General features: G+C 65.0%; 26 protein-coding genes. 8 read left to right on the top strand and 18 right to left on the bottom strand.

Going from position 1 to position 25,214, the window contains the following annotated elements; all coding sequences use genetic code 11:
- The first annotated feature begins 128 nt into the window (after positions 1-128).
- The 6 genes from ACNPP0_RS05980 to ACNPP0_RS05955 all read left to right on the top strand — a co-directional run bounded on the left by ACNPP0_RS05980 (position 129) and on the right by ACNPP0_RS05955 (position 6,690).
- Positions 129-1,073: a hypothetical protein gene (locus tag ACNPP0_RS05980; protein WP_448705276.1), complete on the top strand. Its 945-nt coding sequence runs from the start codon at positions 129-131 to the stop codon at positions 1,071-1,073.
- Positions 1,055-2,755 carry a single-stranded-DNA-specific exonuclease RecJ gene (gene recJ / locus ACNPP0_RS05975; RefSeq protein WP_448705275.1) on the top strand — a complete coding sequence of 567 codons (1,701 nt, stop codon included), beginning with the start codon at positions 1,055-1,057 and terminating at the stop codon, positions 2,753-2,755. Before ACNPP0_RS05980 ends, recJ begins: the two co-directional genes overlap by 19 nt.
- 140 nt (positions 2,756-2,895) lie before the next feature.
- Positions 2,896-4,000 (top strand): peptide chain release factor 2 gene (gene prfB, locus ACNPP0_RS05970; RefSeq protein ID WP_100856261.1). Its coding sequence is split into 2 segments (ribosomal slippage): positions 2,896-2,976 and positions 2,978-4,000, totalling 1,104 coding nucleotides; the frame shifts between segments, so codons are not numbered across the junction.
- A gap of 43 nt (positions 4,001-4,043) precedes the next feature.
- Positions 4,044-4,799 carry an SDR family oxidoreductase gene (locus tag ACNPP0_RS05965; protein ID WP_448705274.1) on the top strand — a complete coding sequence of 252 codons (756 nt, stop codon included), beginning with the start codon at positions 4,044-4,046 and terminating at the stop codon, positions 4,797-4,799.
- A 10-nt stretch (positions 4,800-4,809) separates the two neighbouring features.
- Entirely contained in the window at positions 4,810-6,333 is a 1,524-nt protein-coding gene (lysS, locus tag ACNPP0_RS05960) for a lysine--tRNA ligase (protein WP_448705273.1), read from the top strand.
- Between the two features lie 36 nt (positions 6,334-6,369).
- Positions 6,370-6,690: a preprotein translocase subunit TatB gene (locus ACNPP0_RS05955; protein WP_448705272.1), complete on the top strand. Its 321-nt coding sequence runs from the start codon at positions 6,370-6,372 to the stop codon at positions 6,688-6,690.
- Here ACNPP0_RS05955 and ACNPP0_RS05950 read toward each other — a convergent pair.
- The 8 genes from ACNPP0_RS05950 to ACNPP0_RS05915 all read right to left on the bottom strand — a co-directional run bounded on the left by ACNPP0_RS05950 (position 6,687) and on the right by ACNPP0_RS05915 (position 15,173).
- Complete coding sequence (locus ACNPP0_RS05950; RefSeq protein WP_448705271.1) at positions 6,687-7,331, bottom strand: TetR/AcrR family transcriptional regulator; 645 nt, start codon at positions 7,329-7,331, stop codon at positions 6,687-6,689. The genes ACNPP0_RS05955 and ACNPP0_RS05950 overlap by 4 nt on opposite strands.
- 6 nt (positions 7,332-7,337) lie before the next feature.
- Positions 7,338-8,492 (bottom strand): thiolase family protein, encoded by a 1,155-nt coding sequence (locus ACNPP0_RS05945; RefSeq protein ID WP_448705270.1) that lies wholly within the window; start codon positions 8,490-8,492, stop codon positions 7,338-7,340.
- Positions 8,489-10,330, bottom strand: coding sequence for an AMP-dependent synthetase/ligase (locus tag ACNPP0_RS05940; protein ID WP_448705269.1), 1,842 nt, complete (start codon positions 10,328-10,330; stop codon positions 8,489-8,491). Before ACNPP0_RS05940 ends, ACNPP0_RS05945 begins: the two co-directional genes overlap by 4 nt.
- Positions 10,331-10,341: 11 nt before the next feature.
- Positions 10,342-11,136 (bottom strand): ABC transporter ATP-binding protein, encoded by a 795-nt coding sequence (locus tag ACNPP0_RS05935; protein WP_046805831.1) that lies wholly within the window; start codon positions 11,134-11,136, stop codon positions 10,342-10,344.
- Between the two features lie 64 nt (positions 11,137-11,200).
- Complete coding sequence (locus ACNPP0_RS05930) at positions 11,201-12,382, bottom strand: ABC transporter substrate-binding protein (protein WP_448705268.1); 1,182 nt, start codon at positions 12,380-12,382, stop codon at positions 11,201-11,203.
- A gap of 47 nt (positions 12,383-12,429) precedes the next feature.
- Entirely contained in the window at positions 12,430-13,467 is a 1,038-nt protein-coding gene (locus ACNPP0_RS05925; protein WP_332608622.1) for a branched-chain amino acid ABC transporter permease, read from the bottom strand.
- Between the two features lie 3 nt (positions 13,468-13,470).
- On the bottom strand, positions 13,471-14,349 hold the full coding sequence (locus ACNPP0_RS05920) for a branched-chain amino acid ABC transporter permease (protein WP_046805786.1): 879 nt from the start codon (positions 14,347-14,349) through the stop codon (positions 13,471-13,473).
- A complete protein-coding gene (locus ACNPP0_RS05915) occupies positions 14,349-15,173 on the bottom strand; it encodes an ABC transporter ATP-binding protein (RefSeq protein ID WP_448705267.1) in 825 nt (274 codons plus the stop codon). Before ACNPP0_RS05915 ends, ACNPP0_RS05920 begins: the two co-directional genes overlap by 1 nt.
- 281 nt (positions 15,174-15,454) lie before the next feature.
- On the opposite strand from ACNPP0_RS05915, the gene ACNPP0_RS05910 reads away from it, so the two are divergent.
- Positions 15,455-16,258 carry an enoyl-CoA hydratase/isomerase family protein gene (locus ACNPP0_RS05910; RefSeq protein WP_448705266.1) on the top strand — a complete coding sequence of 268 codons (804 nt, stop codon included), beginning with the start codon at positions 15,455-15,457 and terminating at the stop codon, positions 16,256-16,258.
- Positions 16,259-16,367: 109 nt separating this feature from the next.
- Here the strand turns inward: ACNPP0_RS05910 and ACNPP0_RS05905 are convergent, their stop codons facing one another.
- The 3 genes from ACNPP0_RS05905 to ACNPP0_RS05895 are packed head-to-tail and all read right to left on the bottom strand — an operon-like array spanning position 16,368 to position 19,374.
- Positions 16,368-17,141 (bottom strand): enoyl-CoA hydratase/isomerase family protein, encoded by a 774-nt coding sequence (locus tag ACNPP0_RS05905; protein ID WP_332608625.1) that lies wholly within the window; start codon positions 17,139-17,141, stop codon positions 16,368-16,370.
- Positions 17,138-18,379 (bottom strand): CaiB/BaiF CoA transferase family protein, encoded by a 1,242-nt coding sequence (locus tag ACNPP0_RS05900; RefSeq protein WP_448705325.1) that lies wholly within the window; start codon positions 18,377-18,379, stop codon positions 17,138-17,140. Before ACNPP0_RS05900 ends, ACNPP0_RS05905 begins: the two co-directional genes overlap by 4 nt.
- A 23-nt stretch (positions 18,380-18,402) precedes the next feature.
- Positions 18,403-19,374, bottom strand: coding sequence for a Bug family tripartite tricarboxylate transporter substrate binding protein (locus ACNPP0_RS05895; protein WP_448705265.1), 972 nt, complete (start codon positions 19,372-19,374; stop codon positions 18,403-18,405).
- Positions 19,375-19,501: 127 nt separating this feature from the next.
- Here ACNPP0_RS05895 and ACNPP0_RS05890 point away from each other — a divergent pair, with 127 nt between their 5' ends.
- On the top strand, positions 19,502-20,437 hold the full coding sequence (locus ACNPP0_RS05890) for a LysR family transcriptional regulator (protein WP_448705264.1): 936 nt from the start codon (positions 19,502-19,504) through the stop codon (positions 20,435-20,437).
- An 8-nt stretch (positions 20,438-20,445) separates the two neighbouring features.
- Here ACNPP0_RS05890 and ACNPP0_RS05885 read toward each other — a convergent pair whose 3' ends face one another.
- From ACNPP0_RS05885 to iscU, 7 genes are all read right to left on the bottom strand, one after another.
- Entirely contained in the window at positions 20,446-21,336 is an 891-nt protein-coding gene (locus ACNPP0_RS05885; RefSeq protein WP_448705263.1) for a methylglyoxal synthase, read from the bottom strand.
- A 133-nt stretch (positions 21,337-21,469) separates the two neighbouring features.
- Positions 21,470-21,664 carry a Fe-S cluster assembly protein IscX gene (gene iscX, locus ACNPP0_RS05880; protein ID WP_046805790.1) on the bottom strand — a complete coding sequence of 65 codons (195 nt, stop codon included), beginning with the start codon at positions 21,662-21,664 and terminating at the stop codon, positions 21,470-21,472.
- The gene (fdx, locus tag ACNPP0_RS05875) at positions 21,664-22,005 is read right to left on the bottom strand and encodes an ISC system 2Fe-2S type ferredoxin (RefSeq protein WP_046805791.1); all 342 of its coding nucleotides are present in this window, start codon (positions 22,003-22,005) and stop codon (positions 21,664-21,666) included. The genes iscX and fdx overlap by 1 nt, the downstream gene beginning before the upstream one ends.
- Positions 22,006-22,014: 9 nt before the next feature.
- Positions 22,015-23,877, bottom strand: coding sequence for a Fe-S protein assembly chaperone HscA (gene hscA, locus ACNPP0_RS05870; protein ID WP_332608630.1), 1,863 nt, complete (start codon positions 23,875-23,877; stop codon positions 22,015-22,017).
- A 72-nt stretch (positions 23,878-23,949) separates the two neighbouring features.
- Complete coding sequence (gene hscB / locus ACNPP0_RS05865; protein WP_332608631.1) at positions 23,950-24,462, bottom strand: Fe-S protein assembly co-chaperone HscB; 513 nt, start codon at positions 24,460-24,462, stop codon at positions 23,950-23,952.
- A 3-nt stretch (positions 24,463-24,465) separates the two neighbouring features.
- Positions 24,466-24,789, bottom strand: a complete 324-nt coding sequence (gene iscA / locus ACNPP0_RS05860; RefSeq protein WP_332608632.1) for an iron-sulfur cluster assembly protein IscA — start codon at positions 24,787-24,789, stop codon at positions 24,466-24,468.
- Positions 24,790-24,791: 2 nt separating this feature from the next.
- Positions 24,792-25,196 carry a Fe-S cluster assembly scaffold IscU gene (iscU, locus tag ACNPP0_RS05855; RefSeq protein WP_006220174.1) on the bottom strand — a complete coding sequence of 135 codons (405 nt, stop codon included), beginning with the start codon at positions 25,194-25,196 and terminating at the stop codon, positions 24,792-24,794.
- Positions 25,197-25,214: the final 18 nt, after the last annotated feature.

The raw sequence follows: 25,214 nt of genomic DNA, 5'->3' as shown, positions 1-25,214 counted from the left end.
GCGCATTATGGCATTAACGGCCTGGAAATCGCGCCGCGGATGTGCGGTTCCACGACCAGCCGTGTCAACCTATGGCAGCCGCCACCGCCGCTTAGTTCCCGCCGCCCGGGCGGACTACAATCGCGGCCATGCTGATCGTCATTCCGGGCGCCCTGCCCGCCCTTCCCGTTGCCGCCGAACTGGCCAAGCTGCTGCCCGAACGCGCCCCCACGCTGCACCGCTGGTTGCTGGCCGGCGCCGCCCGCGCCGCCCCCTTTGATGTGCGTGCCGCCGGCTGCACGGCCTTTGAATCGTGGCAACTGACCCGCGCGGGCTACCGGCCCGAGCCCGGCCTGCTGCAAGGCGCGGGCCTGGGTCCGTTGCTGGCCGCAGACCAGGCCCCGGCCGGCCAGGCCGTGTGGCTGGCCGAGCTGGTCCACCTTGCCCTGGGCGCGGACCAGGCCAATCTGCTGGACCCCGGCCAGATGGATCTGCGCCCCGAAGAATCCGCCGCCTTGCTGGACACGGCGCAGCCGCTGTTCGACGGCACCGGCTTTTCCGTCCAGCCGCTGTCCGCGCAGCGCTGGCGGCTGACCTTGCCCGACGGGCTGCGGCCGCGGACGGCATCGCCACTGGTCGTGGCGGGGCATCGCTTGAATGAATGGTGGCGCCAGGACGCGGAAACGCGGCCGTGGCGGCGTTTGCTGAATGAAATACAGATGGCGTGGCACGAACACCCCGTCAACGACGAGCGCGCCGCGCGCGGCCTGCCGCCCGTCAATGCGCTATGGCTTTACGGCGGCGGTACGCCCTGGCCGGTGGCCGCGCCCGGCCCCGAACGCGTGCTGACCGGCCTTGACGCGCCCCAGCGCGCGGGCGATTGGGCCGCCTGGCTTGACGCCCTGACCGAACTCGATACGCAGCATTTGCGTCCCCTGGCGGGCAAGCAGGGCGTGCCTGACACGCCCGCCGAACTGCTGCTGCTGGGCGACGACCGCCAAGTCGCCCTGACCCTGAAACCGCGCGGGGGCCTGCTGGGCTTGCTGCCCGCGCCCAAGAAAAACTGGAGCGCCTGGTGGTCTCACCCCGCTTAACGACTCGCCCCGCCGACCTGGACGCCTGCCGCATCCTGGAAGCGTCGGGCATCCATCCCCTGCTGGCTCGCCTGTGGGCCGCCCGCGGCGTCACGCATCCTGATCAGACCAAGCTGGCGTGGCCGTCGTTGTTGCCGCCCGCCGGCCTGACCCATTCCGCGCACGCCGCCGGTGTTCTTGCCGACGCCATCCAGGCCGGCAAGAAGCTCTTGATCGTGGCCGACTACGATTGCGACGGCGCCACCGCCTGCGCGGTCGGGCTGCGCGCCTTGTCCGCCATGGGCGCCGACGTCGACTTCCTGGTGCCCAACCGCTTTGAAACCGGCTATGGCCTGTCGCCCGCCGTGGTCGACTTGGCCGTGCGCCACCGCAGCGGCAAGCCCGACATCATCATCACCGTGGACAACGGCATCGCCAGCGTGGACGGCGTGGCCGCCGCCAACGACGCGGGCATCGGCGTGGTCATCACCGACCACCACCTGCCCGGCGACACCCTGCCCGACGCGCTGGCCATCGTGAACCCGAACCAGCCTGGCTGCGGCTTCCCGTCCAAGAACCTGGCGGGCGTGGGCGTGATCTTCTACATGATGCTGGCGCTGCGCGCCGAGCTGCGTCGCCGTGGCGTCTACCCGCCCGATGGCGGCCCGCGCCTGGATGCGCTGTCCGACCTGGTGGCGTTGGGCACCGTTGCCGACGTGGTCAAGCTAGACGCCAACAACCGCCTGCTGGTCACGCAGGGCTTGCAACGCATGCGCAGCGGCCGGCTGCAACCCGGCCTGCGCGCGCTGTTTGCCGTGGCCGGCCGCGAACCGCGCAGCGCCAATGGTTTCGACCTGGGCTTTGCGCTGGGCCCGCGCATCAACGCGGCGGGCCGCCTGGCCGACATGAGCCTGGGCATTGCCTGCCTGACGACGGACGACGAAGCGCAAGCGCTGGAAATGGCGCGCGAGCTCGACAACATCAACCGCGAACGCCGCACGATCGAAGCCGAAATGCGCGAGCAGGCGCTGGCCGCCATGGAAGCGCCCAATGCGGCGGCGGGCGCCACGGTCTGCGTGTTCGACCCCGGCTGGCACCAGGGCGTGGTGGGCTTGGTGGCCTCGCGCCTGAAAGAAAAATTCTGGCGCCCCACGCTGGCCTTCGCACCGGCGGGCGATGACGAAATCCGCGGCTCGGGCCGCTCCATTCCCGACGTGCATCTGCGCGACGCGCTGGACCTTGTGTCCAAGCGCCACCCCAACCTGATCCGCAAGTTTGGCGGCCACGCCATGGCGGCCGGCCTGACGCTGGGCCGCGCCGACTTCCCCGCCTTCGCGCCCGCGTTCGACGCCGCCGTGCGCGAACTGACCGGCCGCGACACCTTCGAACCGGTCATTGAAACCGACGGGTCACTGGAGTCCGGCTACGCCAACGCCGAAATCGCCGGCATGTTGCAGCAGCAGGTCTGGGGCGCGGGCTTTGCCGCCCCCCTGTTCCTGGACGAATTCACCGTACGCAACCAGCGTCTGGTCGGCGAAAAGCACCTGAAGCTGTCCCTGGAACGCGGCCACCAGCGCTTTGACGCGATCTGGTTCGGCCACGACCAGTCGCTGCCTGAACACATCCAGGCGGCGTACCGCCTGGAGCAGAACGTGTGGAACGGCATGGTGTCGGTGCAGTTGGTGATCGAGCACGCGGGGTAAAGGCCGGGGGAAGCCGACGCCGGCACGATCGCTTCCAAACCGGCGATCCGTCCCCCCCTGTTGCAACACGCGTCCGCGTAGTTGCCGCAACCACGGTAAAATGCCAGGTTTCGCACAAAAGTCATCAGGACAGGATCATCATGGAAGCCGAACGTCAGAACCAGCTCGCAGCCCGCCTCGCCGATTACGCGGAGCGCGAACAGGCTCTACGGAGGTATCTTTGACTACGATGCCAAAGCTGAACGCCTGCACGTTGTAAACGCCGAGCTCGAAGACCCGGCGGTCTGGAACGACCCCAAGCACGCCCAGGACCTGGGCCGTGAAAAGAAAGCCCTGGAAGACGTGGTGGAAACGCTTACCGGTCTTGGCACGGGCCTGGCCGACGCCAACGAATTGTTTGAACTGGCCGAGGCCGACGACGACGATTCCACCCTTGAATCCATCGAAAAGGACGCCGACGCGTTCCAGGAAAAGCTTGAAAACCTGGAATTTCGCCGCATGTTCTCCAACCCGGCCGACCCGCTCAATTGCTTCCTGGACATCCAGGCAGGCGCCGGCGGCACCGAGGCGCAGGATTGGGCATCGATGCTGCTGCGCCAGTACCTCAAGTACGCCGAGCGCAAGGGCTTCAAGGTCGAAGTCCTGGAAGAATCCGAAGGCGACGTCGCGGGCATCAAGTCGGCCACCATCAAGATGGAAGGCGAATACGCCTTCGGCTACCTGCGCACCGAAACCGGCGTGCATCGCCTGGTCCGCAAGAGCCCGTTCGATTCCTCCGGCGGTCGCCACACGTCGTTCGCCAGCGTCTTCGTGTACCCGGAAGTCGATGAGTCGTTTGAAGTGGAAGTGAACCCCGCCGACCTGCGCGTGGACACCTACCGCGCGTCCGGCGCGGGCGGTCAGCACATCAACAAGACCGATTCCGCCGTGCGCCTGACGCACATCCCGACGGGCATCGTGGTGCAGTGCCAGAACGACCGTTCGCAGCATCGCAACCGCGCCGAAGCCATGCAGATGCTGAAGTCCAAGCTCTACGAACTGGAAATGCGCAACCGCATGGCCGAGCAGCAGAAGCTGGAAGACTCCAAGACCGATGTGGGCTGGGGCCATCAGATCCGTTCGTACGTGCTGGACCAAAGCCGCATCAAGGACCTGCGCACGAACGTTGAAATCTCCAACACGCAGAAAGTGCTGGACGGCGACCTGGATCCCTTCATCCAGGCCAGCCTGAAGCAAGGCGTTTAAGTCTGTCGCGATACTTCCGCTAACCGTACCCAGAGGTCCACGAATGTCTGACACCATCGCAATCCTTACCGGCGCTTCGCGCGGCATCGGCGCCGCCATGGCGCGCGGCCTGGCCAAGCCGGGCACCCGCCTGATCACGCTGGCGCGCCGCGAAGACCCCGAACTGGCCGCTTACGCGCGGTCGCAGGATGTGCAGCTGGAACAGCTGTCCGTGGACCTCTCGGACTTGAAAGCGGCCGAAGCCTCGGCTGAACGCATCTGCGCGGCGCTGCCGCGCGATGCCAAGCGCTATCTGCTTATCAACAATGCGGGCACGGTGCATCCCGTGGCCGGCACCGACGCCCTGATCGACAGCGCGGCCATTACCGCCGCCTTCAACCTGAACGTCACCGCCGTCATGCTGCTGACCGCGCGCTTTCTGGCCGCCGTCGAAGACCTTGCCGCTGACCGCCGCGTGCTGAACATTTCGTCCGGCGCGGGCCGCAACCCGAACGCCGGCTGGGGCGTCTACTGCGCCACCAAGGCCGCGCTGGACATGTACACGCGCGTGGTCAAGCAGGAACAAGGCGCCGACGGCGCGCGCATCGTCGCGCTGGCCCCCGGCATCGTCGACACCGACATGCAGGTCGCCATCCGTTCCAGCGACCCCGACAGCTTCCCGGCGCTGGCCAAGTTCCAGGACTTCCACGCCACGGGCAAGCTCGCTTCGCCCGCCAATGTGGCCGCCCGCATCCTTGCCTACCTGGATCGCGAAGATTTCGGCACGACCGACATCGACGACATCCGCAATTACGACTGATCCCCTTACCATGACCGACCACTCGACCGCTCCGGCACCCGCCCAGGATGAAAACCGCTTGATCGCCGAACGGCGCGCCAAGCTGGCCAAACTGCGCGAAACCGGGGTTGCGTACCCGAACGATTTCGTTCCGGACGCCCGCGCCGCCGCGCTGCACGACAAGTACGACGGCGAGGAACAGGAAGCCCTGGCCGCCGCCGGCGTCACCGTCAAGGTGGCCGGCCGCATGATGCTCAAGCGCGTCATGGGCAAGGCCAGCTTCGCCACGCTGCAAGACAGCACCGGCCGCATCCAGATCTACCTGGACCGTGGCACGCTGGGCGAAGACAACTACGCCGCGTTCAAGCAATGGGACATCGGCGACATCATCGCGATCGAAGGGTCGGTCTTCAAGACCAACAAGGGCGAATTGTCGGTGCACGCCGCCACCGCCCGCCTGCTGTCCAAGTCGCTGCGCCCGCTGCCCGACAAGTTCCACGGCGTGGCCGACCAGGAACTGCGCTATCGCCAGCGCTATGTTGACTTGATCATGACGGACGCCACGCGCCGCACGTTCGAAGCGCGCAGCAAGGCCGTGGGCAGCATCCGCCAGTTCATGCTGAACGCCGGCTTCCTGGAAGTGGAAACGCCGATGCTGCACCCGATTCCGGGCGGCGCGGCGGCCAAGCCCTTCGTCACGCACCACAATGCGCTGGACATGGAAATGTACCTGCGCATCGCGCCCGAGCTCTACCTGAAGCGCCTGATTGTCGGCGGCTTCGAACGCGTGTTCGAAGTCAACCGCAACTTCCGCAACGAAGGCGTCAGCCCGCGTCACAACCCTGAATTCACGATGATGGAGTTCTACGCGGCCTATGCGGAATACCGCTGGCTGATGGACTTCACGGAAGAACTGATCCGCCAGGCCGCCATCTCGGCCACGGGCAGCGCCGTGCTGACGTATCAGGAACGCGAGTTGGACCTGTCCAAGCCGTTCGACCGCCTGACCATCTGCGAAGCCATCCTGAAGTACGCGCCGGGCTACACGCAGGCACAGCTGGATGACCCGGTCTTCGTGCGCGCTGAACTGAAGAAGCTGGGCGCGGACGCCGACGGCCCCGTGCTGTCGCGCGCCGGCCTGGGCGCGCTGCAACTGGCGCTGTTCGAAGAGACGGCCGAAGCCAAGCTCTGGAGCCCCACCTACATCATCGACTACCCGGTCGAAGTGTCGCCGCTGGCGCGCGCTTCCGACACGCGCGAAGGCATCACCGAGCGCTTCGAGCTGTTCATGACGGGCCGCGAAATCGCCAACGGCTTCTCGGAATTGAACGACCCCGAAGACCAGGCCGAGCGCTTCCGCTCGCAAGTCGAAGCCAAGGACGCGGGCGACGAAGAAGCCATGTTCTATGACGCGGACTACATCCGCGCGCTGGAATACGGCATGCCTCCGACGGGCGGCTGCGGCATCGGCATCGACCGCCTGGTCATGCTGCTGACTGACAGCCCCAGCATCCGCGATGTGATCCTGTTCCCGCACCTGCGTCGTGAAGACTAAGGTCGCACCCGCGCAGGCAACCACCGGGACGGCGTCGTGATCTTCAAGATCCTGATGCTGCTGCTGGTCGTGGCGGGGCTGGTCTATTGGATCAAGCAACCCCGCCGCGTCCTGCCGGGCGCGACTTACGCGCCTGTGCGGCCACGCCGCCCGGTGTTCATTGCGCTATGCATCGCCACCGCGATCTCCGTGGTGGCCGCGATCTTGACGGCGCTGTTGTGGATGGGCGGCGTGGCCGGCGGCGTCACTGGCGGCGGCTATCACGGCGAAGCCGACTTCCTGCTTCCCGTCTCCGGTTGCCTGCTGGCCTTGGGGGTGGCGTGCGCCGTGGCGGCATTCCTGAAGCGTCGCAGCTAGGCGGCGGCATTCAGCGGCCACGCGCCTGCCCCTTCCGGCAACGCCGGCAACGACGCCAACAACATCGCATCGATGAAAGCCGCCGGCGCCAGACGGCCGCCAGGCTTGTACCACTGCACCGTCAGGTTCATCGCCCCCAGCACGCAGCGCTTGATGACGCGCGCGTCGCCCTGGATCAGGCCTGATTGAACGGCATCCGCCACCACCGACTGCCACATTGCCTCGTAGCGATCGCTTAAGGCCTTGACCGCCGACTGGCTGGGCGCGGACAAGCTGCGCCATTCGTACACCAGCGCATTCATCGCATCGCCGCCCGCGCCCTGCAACATGCTCCACATGTGCACGCGAAACAGGGCGGCAAGCCGGTCCGCCGGCGCGTCGTAGTGCGCCAGCGCGCGCTCGCCCCCGTCGATCACTTCCTGGATGCCGTTGTTCATCACCGCCACCAGAATTTCTTCCTTGCTGCGAAAGTGATGGAACAGGCTGCCCGATTGCAAGCCCACGGCGCGCGCCAGTTCGCGCACCGTCGTCCGTTCGTAGCCGTGCTTGCAGAACAGCCTGCCGGCCGTCAGCACCAGTTCACGGCGGCGTTCGGAATCGGCGCCCTCTTCGCGCGGCGCAACGGCCGCGGTCTTGTTCATGGCCGATCACAGCCTTTGGATGATGGTGGCCGTGGCCATGCCATGGCCGATGCACATCAGCTGCATGCCGATTTCGCCCTCGGTCGCTTCCAGCCCCGCCAGCATCTTGGCCATCAGCCCGGCGCCGGTGGCCCCCAGGGGATGGCCATGCGCGATGGCGCCGCCCCACGGGTTCACGCGTGACGGTTTGGCACCCGCCTCGCGCTGCCACGCCAGCACCACGCTGGCGAAGGCTTCGTTGATTTCGATCCAGTCGATGTCTTCCAGCGCCAAGCCGGCACGCGCCAAGGCCTGACGCGCCGCCGGGATCACGCCGGTCAGCTGCATGACGGGGTCGGATCCGACCACCACGCGAGCCAAGAATCGGGCGCGCGGCCGCAGCCCGTCAGACAACGCGGTGTCGCGATCCGCCAGCAACACTGCCGCGGCCCCATCGGCCAGCTGGCTGGCGTTGGCGGCGGTGACGCCGCCCTGGCCAGCGGCCCGCATCGCGGGCGCCATGGCAGCCATGCGGGCCGCGTCCGTCTTTTCCCGGATGCCTTCGTCCCGATGCGCCGCCTCTTGCGGACCGGGCAACAATTCCGCATGCAGGCCGGCCCGCGCGGCGGCCCAGGCACGTGCGTGGCTTTCTCGCGCCCAATCATCCATGTCCGCCTGCGACAGTTTCCAGTGATCGGCAATGCGCTCGGCGCTTTCAATCTGGTGGATCAGCGCATGGCGTTCCAACAGCGCCGGGTTCAATGATTCAAAGCCCTTGAAATCGCCCTGCCCCAAGGTGACGTCCAGGAACATCGGAACGCGGCTCATGCTTTCAACACCGCCGGCGACGACGTAACGCATGTCGCCCGCCGCGATGGCTTGCGCGCCCATGTGCACCGCCTGCTGGCTGGAGCCGCACATGCGGTTCAACGTCACGCCCGGCACGGTTTGCGGCAGGCCGGACAGCAGCGCCGCCAGCCGCCCCACGTTCGCGCCCTGCTCGCCCGCCTGGCTGACGCAGCCCGCAATCAGGTCCTCGACCTTGTCGCCCGGCAAGCCGGCACGCGCCAGCAGGCCGTCCACCGTCTGCGCCAGCAACGTATCGGGCCGCGTATCGACCCACCATCCGCCACGCCGACCAAACGGCGTGCGAACCGCCTCCACGATCACGGCGTCATTCATGCCATCGTCTCCTCAACGTAGAGCCTTTCGATTTCATTCGCGTACGTGCGATAGATGCTGGCCCGGCGCACTTTCATCGTTGCCGTGACCTCGCCGTCGTCATGATCCAGTTCCTTGGTCAAGAGGTGAAAGCGCTTGATCTGCGACACGGGCGCCAGCCCGGCGTTGGCGCGCGACACTTCCTGCTGCACCAGCTGGCGCACCTCGGGCGATTCCGCCAGCGACCGGAAATGCGTGAACGCAATGCGGCGCGACTCGGCCCACTTGCCTACCGTGTCGAATTCAAGCTGGATCAGCGCGGTCACGAACTTGCGCCCATCCGCGATCACGATGCATTCCTTCACATAGGGGCTGCCCTTGACGGCGTTTTCGATTTCGGACGGCGTCAGATTCTTGCCGCCCGCCGTGATCATGATGTCTTTCAGGCGATCCACGATGCGCACTCGGCCGTCCTGTTCCGCCACCACGTCGCCCGTATGCAGCCAGCCGTCGCGCACCGTTTCGGCAGTGGCGTCCGGGTTCTTGTAATACCCCTGGAACACCATGTCGCCGCGCACCAGCAATTCGCCGGCCTCGCCCATCTTCCATTCCACGCCCAAGATCGGCTCACCCACCGTGCCTACTTTTACGCGATCGGGGTGCTGGCCGAAGATCATGCCGGCGGATTCCGTCAGGCCATAGACTTCCAGCAACGGCACCCCCAGGGTGCGGAAATAGCGCACCACGTCGGGCGGGATGGGCGCCGCGCCGGTCATCGCCACGCGCACGCGGCGCAAGCCGATGAAGTTCTGCAAGGCGCGCAGCACCAGCCAGTACCACAGCGCATGCGTCAGCCGTTCACTTGCGCTGTACCGCGCGCGCGACTTTTCAAGAAACGGCGCACAACGCGCCAGCGCCCGCCGGTACAACCACTGTTGTAGCCGCCCCGCTTCCTGCATCTTGATCGAGATCGAGGCGTGCAACTTTTCCCAGATGCGCGGCACGCCCAGGAAGATCGTCGGCGCCACTTCGCGCAGGTCTTCCTGCACGGTGCGAATGGATTCGCCAAAGTTCACCTGCGACCCCAGGTACAGGGGCACGAAGGTAGACAGCATTTGTTCGGCCACATGGCATAACGGCAGATACGACAGATGCACGCTGGCCGCATCCATCGACAACCGGTCCGCGATGCCCGGCGCCACGCCGCGCATGTTGCGGTAACTGAGCATGGCGCCCTTGGGCTTGCCGGTAGAGCCCGACGTATAGATCATCAACCCCGTGTCATCCAGCCGCTGTGCATCCAGCGCGGCGTTCAGCGCGGGAAATTCCACCGCCTCGCGACGCGCGCCGTCGGCTTCGACCTCGGCAAAGGCCACGATGCGCGCGCGGTCGGCGGGCGGGTATGACCGCAGGCCTTTCGTCTCCATCATCACAATGCGGCGCAGCAAGGGCAGCCGGTGGGCCACTTGCAGCACCTTGTCGGTTTGCTCCTGGTCTTCGCACACCACCAGTTCGACGTCGGCGTGTTCAAGCACATAGCCCATTTCCTCGGCCGGGCTGGTCGAATACACGCCCACCGCCACGCCGCCCACGGCGCCCGCTCCCAGCTGCGTCAGCAGCCATTCCACGCGGTTTTCCGACACGATGGCCACGCGCCCGCCCACCCCCAAGCCCAGGGCGCGCAGCCCCAGGCCCACCCGGCAGGCGCGCTGCCAGTAGTCCGACCACGACAGCGGCTTCCAGATGCCAAAGTCCTTTTGCCGGATGGCGATGGCCGTGGGGTTGCGCCGCGCCTGCTCGCGCAACATCTGCGGCAGGGTCAGTTCGGGCCAGACGGCGGGATCAATCAACGCAACCATGGCCTTGTCCTTCATGACAGCCAGCGCTTGCGGCGCTTGTAGTGCTTGATATCGCGAAACCCACGCGCCTCGCCCGTGCCGCCCACGCCTAGATAGAATTCGCGCACGTCGGGGTCGGCCGCCAGCTTGTCGGCCGAGCCGTCGATCACGACCTTGCCGGTTTCCATGATGTAGCCATAGTGAGCCACCGCCAACGCCACCGATGCGTTCTGCTCGACCAGCAACATCGACACGCCCTGCTCGGCGTTGATGCGCGCGATGATGGAAAAAATGTTCTCGACCAGCATCGGCGACAGGCCCAGCGAGGGTTCGTCCAATAGCATCAGGCGCGGCTGCGCGATCAACGCGCGCCCGATGGCCAGCATCTGCTGTTCACCGCCAGACAAGTAGCCAGCCAGGCCGCGCCGCCGCTCGAACAGGCGCGGAAAGTAGCCGTAGACCAGGTCGAAGTCCACCCGCGCGCCGGGCCGGCCCGTCAGCGCGTAAGTGGCCGCCACCAGGTTTTCTTCCACGGTCAGGTCTTCGAATACGCGGCGCCCTTCCATCACGTGCGCAAGGCCCGATCGCACCAGGTTTTGCGGCTTGGCGCCCCGGGTATCGCCGCCGTTGAACACGATGTGGCCGCGCACCAGCGCCCCGTCTTCCAGGTCCAGCAAGCCGGACACGGCCTTGAGCGTGGTGGACTTGCCCGCGCCATTGCTGCCCAAGAGCGCCACGATGTTGCCGGCCGGCACCGACAGGGACAGGCCGCGCAGCACCTGCACCGCCTTGTTGTAGACGACTTCGATATTGTTGATGTCCAGCACCGCCGCGGGCGTGGCGGTGCCGGCCGATGCCGTGTGCGCGTCAGGGGCCAAAGTCACGGGCGCCTCACTTGAGCACGATCCAGTCAGACGCGGGCACCATCTGCTTTTGCTTCACATCGGCGCGATAGATGCGGCCCACCGGTATGGAATTGCCCTTGATGGTGATGGGCACGCCGATCAGCCCGCCCGTGTCGAAGTCCTTGATGCCGTCCAGCGCGGCTTTCATGTTGGCGCTGGTCAGGTCCTTGCCGGCGTCCAGCGTGCGCTTGGCCACTTCAGAAAACAGCATCGCGGCCAGGAAGCCCTGCATGTAGCCGGTACTTTGATACTGCGGGCGCATCTCGCGGATCTTCTTGAGCATCGGCGCATCGCCCTCGGTGTCGTAGTAGTAGCGATACGGCATCACGCCCATGAAGCCCTCGGCGTCTTCGCCCATCTGCATCACGGTGGAGTTGTCCATCGTCCAGAACGTGCCCATGTAACGCGTCTTCAAGCCCATGCGCTTGCCCTGCCCCACGAATTCGGGAATGGGCGCCAGCACGTAGCCGTGGAAGATCGTGAAGTCAGGGTCGGCGCGGCGCAGCTTGATGACTTCGGTGGACACGTCCACACTGCCCGGCGGCGTCATGATTTCAGTCGCGACCTTCAAGCCCAGCTTTTCAGCCACCGCGCGCGAACTGACAATGGGGTCGCGGCCGAACTCGGTGTCGGAATACACAAACGCCACTTTCGCGCCCGGCTTTTCCTTGGCGATATAGCGCAGCAGGATGCCGAACATTTCGGTGTAGTCGGGCCCCAGCATGAACTGAGCCGGATACTTGGCGGGGTCGTTCAGCTCGGTGGCGAACGACGCGCCCGTCATCAGGATGTCGCCCGTGCGGTTCAATTCAGCGTTGATGGTCTTTGAAAATCCGGTGGAATCGCCGTAGTAGAAATTCACCTTGTTCTGGCTGGTGATCTTCTTGAATGCCGCCACCGACGCATCGACCTTGTACGCCGTGTCTTCCGGCACGTAGCGCAGCTTGCGCCCCTTGATGCCGCCCTGTTCGTTGATGATCTTCACGTAGTCCGTGATGCCCGCGTGGATGCCCTGGCCGGCGAACGCGAACACGCCGCTCAAGGGAATTGACCCGCCCAGCACCAGGTCGTCGGCAGCGTGCGCGGCGGGTGCCGCCGCCATTGCCGCCGCCAGGCCCAGCGGGGCCAACAACCTCGATAAACCGCTGCCTATCCGGATGCGCTTCATGGTGTGTCTCCTTGGGTCTTTTGGATCATGCAAACGGCCAACCGCGTTCAGGTCCGGAATGGCCACAGGTGGAAGAAGCGACGCACGCGCCGCCAGATTTCCGCGAGCCCATGCGGCTCGAAGATCAGGAAGCCTACGATCAGCAGGCCAAAAACAATGGTGCGCACCGGCGATACCAAACGCAGCGCGTCGCCGCCCACGGGCAGCCAGCCGACGATCAGCTTGAGCAATTCGGGCACCATCGTCATGAATACCGCGCCCAGGATGGCGCCCAGGATAGACCCCATGCCGCCCACGATGATCGCAGCCAGGAAGAAGATCGACATGATCAGCGGAAAGCTCTCGGGCGTGACCACGCGAAAGAAGTACGCCCACAAGCCGCCTGCCACACCCGCATAGAAAGACGACAGCCCGAACGACAGCAGCTTGTAGCGCAGCAGGTGGATGCCCAGCACTTCGGCCGAGATATCGCGGTCGCGGATGGCGATGAAGGCGCGGCCGATGCGGGTGCGAAACAGGTTTGCGGCGCCCAGCACCATCAATATCGTCACCGGCACGATCAGCCAGTAGATCTTGAACGACGTATCCAGGTCCACGCCCAGCAAGCGCGCCGGCGGCACCTGCAAGCCCGTGGTGCCGCCGGTGAATTGCCAGTTGGCAAAGATGAAATGCGCAATGAACGACGCGGCGATCGTGGCGATGGCCAGGTACAAGCCCTTGACCCGCAACGACGGGATGCCCACCAGCAGCCCCCCCAGCATGGCGACCAGGCCGCCGCCCAGCAGATTGACCAGCACCGGCGTGCCCAGGCGCAATTCCATCACGGCCACCGTGTATGCGCCCAGCCCCATGAAGGCGGCTTGCCCCAGGCTGACCAGCCCGGTGTAGCCGGTCAGGATATTCAAGCCCGTGGCGCTGGCGATATTGATGGCCACCAGGCAGGCCAGGTACAGCCAGTACGCATCCGCCACGAACGGGAACAACACCAGCGAAGCCGCCAGCAACGCCAGCCACACATGCTGGGTGCGCGTATCGAACAGGGCTTCGTCGGCCAGATATGTCTGTTTCGCGGTCGCGATGCGCATGGGTCAGAGCCTCTCGATTTCACGGGTGCCGAACAAGCCGTAGGGCCTGACCATCAGCACCACGACCAGCACGATGAAAGTGGCCAGCAGCTTGAATTCGCCACCCAGATAGGCGCCTGCCCAGGCTTCCAGCAAGCCGATGAAGACGCCGCCCACCAGCGCCCCCGCCACGCTGTCCAGGCCGCCCACGATGACGACCACCAGCACCGACAGGCCGAACACGCCCATCGACGAAGAGATGCCTCCGATGGCGCCCACGATCACGCCCGACACCGCGGCCAGTGCGCCGGCCGCTACCCAGGCCAGCGAAAACACGCGCGGGACGTTGATGCCCATTGCATACGCGGCGCCCTGGTCGGACGCCGTGGCGCGCAGGGCCACGCCGCCGCGCCAGTAGCGAAACACCACCAGCACCAACAGCGCCAGCACCACCGCCACCCAGAATCCGTAGAACACCTTGGGCGCAACAAAGGCCTCGCCGATCATCACGGGAGAACGCGGCATGAATTCCGGCAAGCGCCGTTGATCCGCTGTCCAGATCAGTTCCACCACGCCCACCAGAATCGAGGCCAGGCCCACTGTCACCATGAATACCGAGATGGGTGCTTCGCCCAGCATCGGCCGTATCGTCAGCCGTTCCACCAGCGCGCCCAAGGCGCCTGACACCACAACCGCGCCCACAATCGCCAGCCAGATCGGCCACTGCATGCCGGTGGCAAACGCGTAGAACACATAGGCGCCCAGCATCAGGAATTCGCCGATGGCGATATTCACCACGCGCGTGGCCTTGTAGACGATGACGAACGCCAGCGCGGCCAGTGCGTACAAGCCGCCGCTGCCCAGTCCCGCCAGCGTTACCTCAAGGAAGAACAGCGCATCCATCACGCGGCCTCCCGCAGGCGGCGGCGCAGGTCGCCCACATCCCCCGCGCCCAGATAGGCTTTGATGACTTCGGGGTTGGCCTGCACAGCGGCGGGCGTGCCGTCGGCAATCACCTGGCCGAAGTTCAGCACCACGACGTGATCCGACAGGTCCATCACCATGCCCATGTCGTGCTCAACCATCAGCACCGTCACGCCCCACTCGGTGCGAGCATCCAGAATGAAGCGCGCCATGTCATCCGTTTCTTCGCGGTTCATGCCCGCCACGGGTTCGTCCAGCATCAGCACCTTGGGCTGCATGGCCAGCGCGCGCGCCAGTTCCACGCGCTTTTGCAACCCATAGGACAGCGCCGCCACGGGCGCATGGCGGATGTGATCGATTTCAAGAAAGTCGATGATGCGTTCTTCGATGTCGGCCCGCAGCGCCATCTCTTCGCGCCGTGCGCGGCCCAGGTAGAACAGCGCATCCAGCACGTTGGTGCGCAGGTGCGCGTGGCGGCCCAGCTTGATGTTGTCCAGCACGGTCATGCCGCGAAACAACGCGATGTTCTGAAAGCTGCGCGCCAGTCCCATGCGCGCGCGCTCGGGTGCCGCCATTCGGCTGATGTCGCGGCCTTCAAATCGGATCTGGCCGGCAGCCGGTTTATAGAAACCGGAAATGGTGTTGAACAGCGACGTCTTGCCCGCACCGTTGGGGCCGATGACGGTGGTGATGGTGCCGGGCGCCACCCGGAAGCCCACGCCCGTCAGCGCTTTTACGCCGCCAAACGCCAAGGTAACGCCATCCACCTCCAGCAAGGGAGCGTGTTCGGACTGATCCACCATTTGTCTCCTCGCTGATTGATCGCGAAGTTATTTGCCGCCTTGTGGCGGACATTTTTTTGGGCGATGAATCGGGCGACCCGCCAGGCAGGCGATGCAACGAACCTGTCTTTACCTACGCCAATCCAGCGCCGGAAAATCGTTCAATGCGGCAGTGCTATGCGGCAGTGCTATGCGTTACGCTAGGCCTGCTTAAAACAAAACCAAGCAAGCGCTCGGTTCAGACCATAGCATCGCGGTTTTTGGATCGACAGCTGGTACTTACCCGATAACGGAGACACGCCATGACCCAGGAACTTCCCACGTTCGATTCCCTGCTGCTGGAGGCGGACGGCACGCTTGCCACCGCCACGCTGAACCGACCCGACACGCTTAACGCCATCGACGTCGCCATGGCGCGCGACTTGCAACGGGCGGCGCAGTGGCTGGAAACGCAGAAGGATATCCGCGTTGTCCGGTTGCGCGCGGCGGGCAAGGCGTTTTGCGCCGGCGGCGACATCAGCATGTTCACGGGCGAAGCGGCGCGGGTGCGCGCCACCTTGCAAGACCTGTTCACGCCGCTGAATGATTTCATCGCGCGCATCGCACGCATGGACAAAATCTGGTTGGCACAAGCGCATGGCGTCGCGGCGGGCGCGGGCTTGTCGCTGGTGCTGGCCTGCGACCTGGCGATCGCCGATAACGACACGCGTTTCATGACCGCGTACCTGAAGCTGGGCGCAACGCCCGACGCTGGCATGACGCATGGGCTGGTTCGCGTGCTGGGCGCGCGGCGTGCGCTGGACCTGCTGTTGCGACACGATGCGTTCACGGCAAGCGATGCGTTGGCATGGGGCATGCTTAACCGCAGCGTGCCCGCTTCGGATTTGGCCGAGGCCGGTGCACGCTATGCCCAGGAACTGGCGCGGCACGCGCCCCATGGTATTGCGGGAGCGAAGGATCTGTTGCGTAGCGCGCAGCACGCCACCTTGGAGACGCAGCTGGCCGAGGAGACGGCGCGCTTTTTGGATTCGGCGGGTCGTGGGGACTTTGCCGAGGGCGTACGCGCGTTCCGTGAAAAGCGCCCGCCCCAGTTCAAGGGGCAATAGTTCGGGCTTGACGTTCGGGGTGGTGCGCGGCGCGCGGCGTGCATGTCAGCTACGTGAGGCCCCGCATGTCTACACGCCGCACATGAGGCCTAAGCGCCGTTGTTGTTCCCTACCCCTGCTTCCACACCGGAGCACGCTTTTCGACGAAGGCCGACAGACCCTCAGCGGCATCCGGCGTGGCCGCGGCGTTGCAGAACACCTCGACGGCGGTGGCCAGCTTGCGGCGGTAGTCGTTGTCGTTGGCAAACACGAACGCGCGGCGGCCCATGGCCAACACCTGTGGCGGCTTGCTAGCCAACGAATGCGCCAACTGGCGCGCCTGCGCCAGCAACTGCGCTTCTTCTTCAACGCGCGCCACCAGGCCCAGCGCGTGCGCTTCCTGCGCACTGAATGTGCGGCCGGTAAAGAGCAGATCGAATGCGCGATGCTTGCCCACGATGGCAGGCAGATGCGCGTAGTGGATGGCGGGCAGCACGCCGACATCAATTTCGGGATAGCCGAACGTGGCGTTGTCGGCGGCCACGATCATGTCGCTGGAAATGGCCACCGTCATGCCGCCGCCGCGCACGGCGCCCGACACCACGGAAATCGACGGCTTGGTCAGATTGAATTGCGCGTCGTACAGCTTGACGTACAGCCGGGTCAACAGCGCATGGATTGCGCCGGCTGAACTGGCCATCAGTTTCTTCATGTCCAGCCCCGCGCAGAAGCGGCCGGGAAGATCGCTGGCCAGAAGTACCGCGCGCACATCGGCATCGGCATTGGCGCGTTCCAGCGCGGCGATCAACGCATCCAGCATGTCCACATCCAGCGCGTTGACCGGCGCGTGGCACAGGTGAATCTCGGCGATCCGGTCGCGCACTTCGTAGCGTAGATAGGTCACGTTGGTTCTCCGGGTGCAGTGTGGGGCGACGCCTGGGGGGCTTGCCGAGCGGCTTCCTGCACGCTGCCGGCGGCAAGCAAGGCGTCGATGTCGTCGGGCGTGTAACCCAAGTCTGCCAGAATCTCGCGGCTGTGCTGTCCCAGCAGCGGCGCCGGCATGGCGGCATGGCGCGGCTGCCTGCCGAATCGCACGGGCAGCCCCACGTTATGGACGGTGCCCAGGACCGGATGCTGGCTGCTGACGATGAGTTCCCGCGCCGCCACCTGCGGGTGCGACAGCGCCTGATCCAGCGTGTGGATAGCCGAACACGCGATGCCCGCGGGCTTTAGCGCGGCAATCCAGTCGGCCACCGTGCGAGTCGCAATCCGCGCCTGCACCAATGCCACAGTCGCCTCGAAGTTACGCACGCGCGCGGCGTTGCTGGCAAATTCGGGATCGTTCACCTTGTCCTGCAAGCCGGCAACGGCGCAAAAGCGCTGCCACTGCGCGTCATTGCCCACGCCCAGCATCAAGTCGCCATCCGCCGCACGAAACGCCTGATACGGGCACATCGCCGGATGGCCGGTGCCCATGCGACGCGGAACCTGGCCGGTGCGCCAATAGTTCTGCGCCATGTACGACATCAAGCCCAACGAGGTGTCCAGCAACGACACGTCCAGGTACTGGCCCTGCCCCGTCTGCGCACGCTGGAGCAGCGCCGCCAGAATGCCGCTTAACGCGAATGATCCGGTGCCCAGGTCCACCGGCGAAAAGCTGGCGCGGGCAAAGTTGCCGCCCGGCTCGCCCATGGTGCTGATCATGCCGCTAAAGGCTTGCAGCATCACGTCATAGCCGGGCTCGTCACCCATCGGGCCTTCACGGCCATACCCTGAGATTTCGCAATAGATCAGCGTCGGATTCAGTTGGGCCAGCGTGTCGTAGTCGACGCCAAGGCGCGCGGCGGTCTTGCCGCCGAAGCCCTGCAACACCACATCCGCTTGCTGGGCCAGCCGATGCACCACTGCCCTGCCCGCGTCGGATTTCAAGTCAACGGCCAGGCTGCGCTTGTTGTGATTCACGGCCAGGAACGTGGCGGATTGTCCGGCGTCCTGCGGCAACCAGGCACGCGTGTCGTCGCCGGTGCCCACGGGTTCAACCTTGATGACGCGCGCGCCCAGCTCGCCCAGATACTGGCCGCACAGGGGGCCGGCCAGCACCTTGCTTAAATCCAGCACCGTAATGTCTTTCAGCGGCGTCATGCGCGTAGCAGATGGCTTATTCATCATTCGGCCTTCAATCCCACGGCCTGGGCGGCATCGGTCCATTGAGCCGTTTCACGCTTGAAGAAGGCGTCGAGTTCAGCCGGCGACACGGACAACGCTTCGGCGCCACGTTCCTGCATGGCCTTGCGGTAGGCCTCGCTGGCCACCACATTGGCCACGGCGGTGCGCAGCTTGGTCACGACTTCAGGCGGCGTGCCTGCCGGCACTTGCAGCGAGAACCAGAATTTCAGATCCAGCCCGGCGTAGCCGGCCTCTTTCAACGTGGGCACATCCGGCAACAGCGGCGACCGCGCGCCCGACGTGATGGCCAAGGCCCGCAGCCTGCCCGCCTGCACCTGTCCGATGCTGGTCGACATGCTGTCGAACAGGAAATCCACCTGCCCGCCGATCACGTCGGTTACGGCGTTGGCACTGCCTTTGTACGCCACGCCCACTGCGTCAAACTTCGCCAACTTCTGCAGCAGCGCGCCATACACGTGCGGCGAACTGCCCGGCCCAAACGTCGCGTAGCTCAGGCCATGAGGCGCCGCGCGCCCACGCTCGACCAGATTGGCCAGCGTCTTGACCGGCGTGCGCTCGGGGTTGACCACCAGCAGGTTCGGCATGGCGCCGGTCGTGCCGATGGGCACATAATCCGTCAGCGGCTGCATCTTGGCACTGGGATACATCAACGGGTTGATCGCCTGCATGCCAACGGTGTTGTGCATCAGCGTGTAGCCGTCGGCAGGCCCGTTCAGCACGCTTTGATAACCGACATTGCCGCTGGCGCCCGGCTTGTTTTGCACGATGACTTGCTGGCCCAATTCGCGCGACAGCGGATCAGCCACCAGGCGCGCGATGAAGTCCGTCGGACCGCCTGCGGAAAACGGCACCAGCAACGTAATGGGTTTGGACGGCCAGGTATCCGCGACCGCGGGTGCGGCCAGAACCGTCGCGGCAATCGCGGTGGCCAGTGCTTTCATCAGCGCCATGATGTCTCCTTGTGTTTTTCGATGGTGGCGGCTGCATTATGCAAAGCGGGCAGTTATATGAGAAATACCGTTTTTATATGCGCGATATCATAAAATTGTTATAGCTAACCCCGGCCAGGATCTTTGAATGTCGATGTCGATTCGTGCAATGCAGTGCTTTGTCGCGGTGGTGTCCACCGGCTCGATCAGCCGGGCGGCGGCGGCGCTGCACGTTGCCCAGCCCGCGCTTAGCCTGCTGATCCGCAACCTGGAAGAAGATCTGGGCGTGGTGCTGTTGCACCGTACATCGCGCGGCGTCACCGCCACCGCCGCCGGCGCGCGGCTGTTGTCGCACGCCCGCGAGATACTGGGACGCATCGACGCAGCGCGCGCCGATGTGCGAGAAGATCAGGCCGCCCCGCGCGGCACGGTGTCTTTGGCCATGTCGATGTCCATGGCCAAGCTCGTGGCCGTGCCCCTGCTGCGATTCAGCCTCCAGGCCTGGCCCGACGTCTACTTGAAGATCATAGAATCCAGCACCGGATACATACCCGGCTTCGTCAGCTCCGGACACGCCGACCTGGGCCTGACGTTCAGCGACGATGCGGCCGTGGACCTGCGCTTTCAGCATCTGATCGATGAGGAATTGGTGGTGGTGTCGCCCCCGGCCACTCGCGGCGGCGCAAAAGCGTGGTCCGGGCACTTGGCCGCGCTACCGACGATGGGCCTAAGCGCGTTGGCCAAACTACCGCTGGTTCTGCCCGGCAATCCACATAGTTTGCGCCGGCTGCTGGACAAGTATCAGCAGCAAGAGCGCACGGCGTTTCGCGTCATTGCCGAGGCCAACGCAATACCGCAATTGATAGAGCTGGTTCAAGCCGGGCTGGCGCACACCATCCTGTCGTATGAAGCCGTGCGCAAAGAGGCGATGCGCGAGGAGGTATCGTTGCGCCGGATAAAAACGCCGCGCCTGACGCGTCCGGTATTTCTATGCCGCTCGGATGTGCTGCCGCTGTCCATGGCCGCCACCGCCGTGGCCGATCGGGTAAGCCGGATCATCGTCGATGGCGGCTTGCCCGGTTAGCACGCGCGTCAGATCAGGCCGGCGCGCTTTTCAACCGCTTGCGCCCAGCGCCGCGCCACGGTCGGCGAGGTTGCGCAGGTAGCGGATTCCGTCACCACGCGTACGGCACGCTCAAGCAGCTGGATATCGGCCTCGTGCTGGCGGGCCACGTGCGGGTCTTCGAAAAAGATCACGCGCTGGCATTGGTGTTCAAGCACCAGTTCGGCAATCTGCGCATCGCCGCCCAGCGGACCGCTCAGGTAGCGGTGCACCCACGGCGTATCCTTGGGCCAGCCGCGCGACCAAGCCAATTCGTTCAGCCGGCCGCCTGTGGTGCCCGTCGCCACGCGGCGGGCAAATTGCGACAACACGTCGAAATGCTCGCTGGCAAACGCCACCATCTCGTCTTTGAGCGCATCGTGCGCGATCATGGCCAGCGTCTGGCCCGTGAAGTTGAACAGGCGCGAGACGGACGCATCAGGCGCCAACCCGGCATGCACGCGTTCCACTTCCATCCATTCGATGGCGCCGGCCACGGTGGAAATAAAGGGCCGGCCATGCGTGATGCACTGACGCTTCAACGCCAACGCTTCGGGGAAAATCGACGACGGATCCACCGGATCAATCAGATAGATGGCGCCGTCAAACGGCGCCTGCCCGTCGCGCCCTTCGGTCACGCGTGCCACCAGCTTCATCAGGCCGCCTTCGCGCCCGTAGGGATACCGGATCAGCCCGCTGTAGCCTTGCAACATGCCTTCGCGCACGATGGCGTCATGGGTGCGGCCGACGGTGTGCAGCTGGACTCCTAGCTCACGTATCGTGGACGAGCACGCGCGCAACCAGGTGAACAATGCGGCATCGGGGGTTTCGTGGTGCAGCCGGTTGGCGGCCAGGCCAAAGCGCAATGGAGCAGCGGGCATCAGTAGACTCGGACAAGGTGGAACACAACGTACGGATCCTTGATGATAACGTGGCCGCTTGACGGCGGCACGGCGGAACGACGGCCGCGCAAACAAAAACGCCCCCGTCCGGGAGCGTTTTTGTTTGATGCGGTCAGTCCGCTTCGTCGATCCAGGCCATCTGGATAGCTTCAAGGATTTTTTCGCCACAGTGGGCGGGGTCGTCGTTGAAACCGGGCAAGGCCATGACCCATTCGCGCAGCTGCGTGAAGCGCAGCGTCTTGGGGTCCACGTCAGGATGCGCGTCGACCAGGGCCGCGGCAACGTCGTAGGTATCGGTCCACTTCATCAATGGCCCTCTTTGGCATGGTTGATGGTGTACTTCGGAATTTCAACCGTCAGATCAGCGTCAGTCACCAGTGCCTGGCACGACAGGCGCGACGTGGGCGTCAGGCCCCAGGCCTTGTCCAGCAAGTCTTCTTCGTCGTCCGTCGCGTCTTCCAATGCGGAATAGCCCTGCTTGATGACCACATGACAGGTGGTGCAGGCACACGACAGTTCGCAGGCGTGCTCGATGTCGATGTGGTTGTCCAGCAAAATGCGGCAGATCGACACGCCCTTGGGTGCGTCCTCGATCACGGCGCCTTCGGGGCAATAGTCGGGATGAGGCAATACAGTCAGTTTCGGCATAGCGTCTTATCAGGCAATCTCATCAAGTTTTCGACCCGCCAGGGCGGCGCGAATGCTGCGGTCCATGCGACGCGCGGCGAAATCGTCGGTGGCAGCCGACAAGGCCTGCACGGCGCCCTTCACGGTGTCCACATCGTCGGCAGCTTGCGCGTCGATGGCGGCTTGCAGGCATTCGTCAACGCGGCGGCGCTCGTCGGCGTCCAGCAAGTCGCCGTCGACCGCCAGCGCTGCCTGCACGGATTCCACCAACTGGCGCGCGTCGACCTGCTGCTCGCGCAACATGCGGGCGCGGGCGTCGGTATCGGCCTGCGCCACGCTGTCGGCCAGCATCTGGGCAATTTCGTCGTCGCTTAATCCGTAAGACGGCTTGACCGACACGGCGGCCTCGACGCCCGTGCTTTGCTCGCGCGCCGTCACACTGAGCAGGCCGTCGGCATCCACCTGGAACGTGACGCGGATGCGCGCGGCGCCCGCCACCATCGGCGGAATACCGCGCAGTTCGAAGCGAGCCAGGGAACGGGAGTCCGCCACCAGATCACGTTCGCCCTGCACCACATGAATGCTCATGGCGGTCTGGCCGTCCTTGAACGTGGTGAACTCCTGGGCGCGCGCCACGGGAATGGTGCTGTTGCGCGGGATCACCCGTTCAACCAGCCCGCCCATGGTTTCCAGGCCCAGCGACAGCGGAATCACGTCCAGCAGCAGCCAATCTTCACCCGGTGCGCGATTACCAGCCAGCAGATTCGCCTGCAACGCCGCGCCCAGCGCGACGACTTGATCGGGGTCCAGGTCGGTCAGGGGCTCCGTGCCAAACACCTTCGCCACCGCGGCCCGCACAACAGGCATGCGCGTCGCGCCGCCCACCATCACCACGCCTTTCACGTCGGCCGGTTTCAGCGATGCGTCGCGCAACGCGCGGCGCGCGCAATCCAGCGTGCGTTCGATAAGCGGCTGCGCCAAGGTTTCAAATTCGGCGCGGGTCAGTACCAGATCCACGTTGCGACCGTCGGCCAACGCCAGCTTCAGCGTCGCGCTGTCCGCGCTGGACAAGGCTTCACGCGCAGTGCGCGCAGCCATCAACAAACCGCGCCGGTCAGCGGCGGAAAACTCGCCGGCCGTCAGCTTGGCCACGGCGTGATCGACAATCAACGCATCAAAATCGTCGCCACCCAGCGCCGTGTCGCCGCCGGTGGAGATCACTTCGAAAACGCCCTGCGTCAGCCGCAAGATGGAAATATCGAAGGTGCCGCCGCCCAGGTCATAGACGGCGTAAACGCCTTCCGATGCGTGGTCCAGGCCATAGGCGATGGCGGCAGCCGTCGGTTCGTTCAGAAGGCGCAGCACGTTCAGCCCGGCAAGCCGCGCGGCGTCGCGCGTTGCCTGGCGCTGGGCGTCGTCAAAGTAAGCGGGCACGGTAATCACCGCGCCCACCAAGTCATCGCCCAATACGTCTTCGGCGCGCTGACGCAGCACCGCCAGAATCTGCGCCGACACTTCGACGGGGCTCAAATCGCCCTGCACCGTGCGGATGCGCACCATGCCGGGCGCGTCCACGAATTCATACGGCGCACGCGTGGCGCGCGCCTCTTCCAGCGAACGGCCCATGAATCGCTTCACGGACACCACGGTATTCAAAGGGTCTTCGGCTTGCTGCGCAAGCGGTTCGCGGCCCGTGGTGACTTTTCCATCAGGCAGGTAGCGCACCGCCGACGGCAGCAAGGCATGGCCCTGCGCATCGGGCAGCACTTCCGCAACGCTGCTGCGCACCGCCGCAACGAGGGAATTGGTAGTGCCCAGATCGATCCCCACCGCCAGCTTGCGCTGGTGCGGCGCGGGCGACTCACCGGGCTCGGATATCTGCAATAAGGCCATGATCTATTTTTTCTGGTCAGTTGGCGGCGGTGTAGAGGCGCCCGAAGCAGGGGCGCCACAACGCAGCGTTGGCTATCCAGCGGGCTGGGCGTGCGCCAGCTCTTGCGCCAGTTTTTCCACGAACATCCATTCGCGTACCTTTAGGCCCGCAGCAGCGTGGTCGTGCTCATCGTCCAGCAGGCGCTTGAGCGTGGCGCGCATCGACACGCGGGCCTCGTCCAGCTCCGTGTTCAGGGTCGCCAGCGCGTCAGCGTCGTCACGCGCGTCGTCCAGCATCTCGCGCCACGTCATCTGCTGCATGAGGAAGGCGGTGTCCATGGACGTGTTGCTCTCGGTCTGCAAATCCACGCCCGCCTGTTCGCACAGATAGCGGGCGCGCAGCAACGGATCACGCAAAACGCGGTACGCCTCGTTGGCGCGCGCCGCCCATTGCATGGCGACGCGGCGTTCGGCGGGGCTGGCGGTGGCATAGCGATCGGGATGCACCTGCGCCGCGACGCCTCGCCACGACGTTTCCAGTGCTTGCGCATCCAGGTCGAAACGGGCCGGCAAGCCGAATAGGCTGAAGTGGTCGTCTACAGCCAAGACTTACACCGTGAACGACTCGCCGCAGCCGCAGGTCGCCTTCTCGTTGGGGTTGCGGAACTTGAAGCCTTCGTTCAGGCCTTCCCGGGCGTAATCGAGCTCGGTTCCGTCCAGGTAAGCCAGGCTTTTGGGGTCAATGAAGACCTTTACGCCGAAGCTTTCAAACACGACGTCTTCCGGCGCCGAGTCGTCCACATATTCCAACTTGTAGGCCATGCCGGAACAGCCCGTCGTCCTAACGCCGAGCCGCAAGCCGATACCCTTTCCGCGCTTTTGCAAGTAGCGGCCGATGTGGGAGGCAGCCTGTTGGGTCAGGGTAACGGACATGATCAGCCTGCCACCGCTTCGGCCGGAGCCGAATGCTTCTCTTTGTAGTTCTGCACCGCGGCCTTGATAGCGTCTTCGGCCAGGATGGAGCAGTGCACCTTCACCGGCGGCAGCGCCAACTCTTCGGCGATCTGCGTGTTGCGGATGTTCATCGCTTGATCCAGCGTCTTGCCCTTAACCCATTCGGTCACAAGCGAGCTGGACGCAATGGCGGAACCGCAGCCGTAGGTCTTGAAACGCGCGTCTTCGATCACGCCGGCTTCATTGACCTTGATCTGCAGCTTCATGACGTCGCCACAGGCGGGTGCGCCGACCATGCCGGTGCCAACCGATTCGTCCGACTTGTCGAAAGAACCGACGTTGCGCGGGTTTTCGTAGTGATCCAGAACTTTGGTGCTGTAAGACATGTTATTTCTCCACGTATT

The organism is Achromobacter semiaridum (assembly GCF_053543755.1).
This window is presented reverse-complemented; position numbering and strand designations above follow the sequence as displayed.

What these genes read in the sequence shown, in the direction of transcription:
- ACNPP0_RS05980 (WP_448705276.1), top strand. Translation starts at nt 129, where the DNA reads ATGCTGATCGTCATTCCGGGCGCCCTGCCCGCCCTTCCCGTTGCCGCC.
- ACNPP0_RS05965 (WP_448705274.1), top strand. Translation starts at nt 4,044, where the DNA reads ATGTCTGACACCATCGCAATCCTTACCGGCGCTTCGCGCGGCATCGGC.
- lysS (WP_448705273.1), top strand. Translation starts at nt 4,810, where the DNA reads ATGACCGACCACTCGACCGCTCCGGCACCCGCCCAGGATGAAAACCGC.
- ACNPP0_RS05950 (WP_448705271.1), bottom strand. Translation starts at nt 7,331, where the DNA reads ATGAACAAGACCGCGGCCGTTGCGCCGCGCGAAGAGGGCGCCGATTCC.
- ACNPP0_RS05945 (WP_448705270.1), bottom strand. Translation starts at nt 8,492, where the DNA reads ATGAATGACGCCGTGATCGTGGAGGCGGTTCGCACGCCGTTTGGTCGG.
- ACNPP0_RS05940 (WP_448705269.1), bottom strand. Translation starts at nt 10,330, where the DNA reads ATGGTTGCGTTGATTGATCCCGCCGTCTGGCCCGAACTGACCCTGCCG.
- ACNPP0_RS05930 (WP_448705268.1), bottom strand. Translation starts at nt 12,382, where the DNA reads ATGAAGCGCATCCGGATAGGCAGCGGTTTATCGAGGTTGTTGGCCCCG.
- ACNPP0_RS05925 (WP_332608622.1), bottom strand. Translation starts at nt 13,467, where the DNA reads ATGCGCATCGCGACCGCGAAACAGACATATCTGGCCGACGAAGCCCTG.
- ACNPP0_RS05920 (WP_046805786.1), bottom strand. Translation starts at nt 14,349, where the DNA reads ATGGATGCGCTGTTCTTCCTTGAGGTAACGCTGGCGGGACTGGGCAGC.
- ACNPP0_RS05915 (WP_448705267.1), bottom strand. Translation starts at nt 15,173, where the DNA reads ATGGTGGATCAGTCCGAACACGCTCCCTTGCTGGAGGTGGATGGCGTT.
- ACNPP0_RS05910 (WP_448705266.1), top strand. Translation starts at nt 15,455, where the DNA reads ATGACCCAGGAACTTCCCACGTTCGATTCCCTGCTGCTGGAGGCGGAC.
- ACNPP0_RS05900 (WP_448705325.1), bottom strand. Translation starts at nt 18,379, where the DNA reads ATGACGCCGCTGAAAGACATTACGGTGCTGGATTTAAGCAAGGTGCTG.
- ACNPP0_RS05895 (WP_448705265.1), bottom strand. Translation starts at nt 19,374, where the DNA reads ATGGCGCTGATGAAAGCACTGGCCACCGCGATTGCCGCGACGGTTCTG.
- ACNPP0_RS05890 (WP_448705264.1), top strand. Translation starts at nt 19,502, where the DNA reads ATGTCGATGTCGATTCGTGCAATGCAGTGCTTTGTCGCGGTGGTGTCC.
- ACNPP0_RS05885 (WP_448705263.1), bottom strand. Translation starts at nt 21,336, where the DNA reads ATGCCCGCTGCTCCATTGCGCTTTGGCCTGGCCGCCAACCGGCTGCAC.
- iscX (WP_046805790.1), bottom strand. Translation starts at nt 21,664, where the DNA reads ATGAAGTGGACCGATACCTACGACGTTGCCGCGGCCCTGGTCGACGCG.
- fdx (WP_046805791.1), bottom strand. Translation starts at nt 22,005, where the DNA reads ATGCCGAAACTGACTGTATTGCCTCATCCCGACTATTGCCCCGAAGGC.
- hscA (WP_332608630.1), bottom strand. Translation starts at nt 23,877, where the DNA reads ATGGCCTTATTGCAGATATCCGAGCCCGGTGAGTCGCCCGCGCCGCAC.
- iscA (WP_332608632.1), bottom strand. Translation starts at nt 24,789, where the DNA reads ATGTCCGTTACCCTGACCCAACAGGCTGCCTCCCACATCGGCCGCTAC.
- iscU (WP_006220174.1), bottom strand. Translation starts at nt 25,196, where the DNA reads ATGTCTTACAGCACCAAAGTTCTGGATCACTACGAAAACCCGCGCAAC.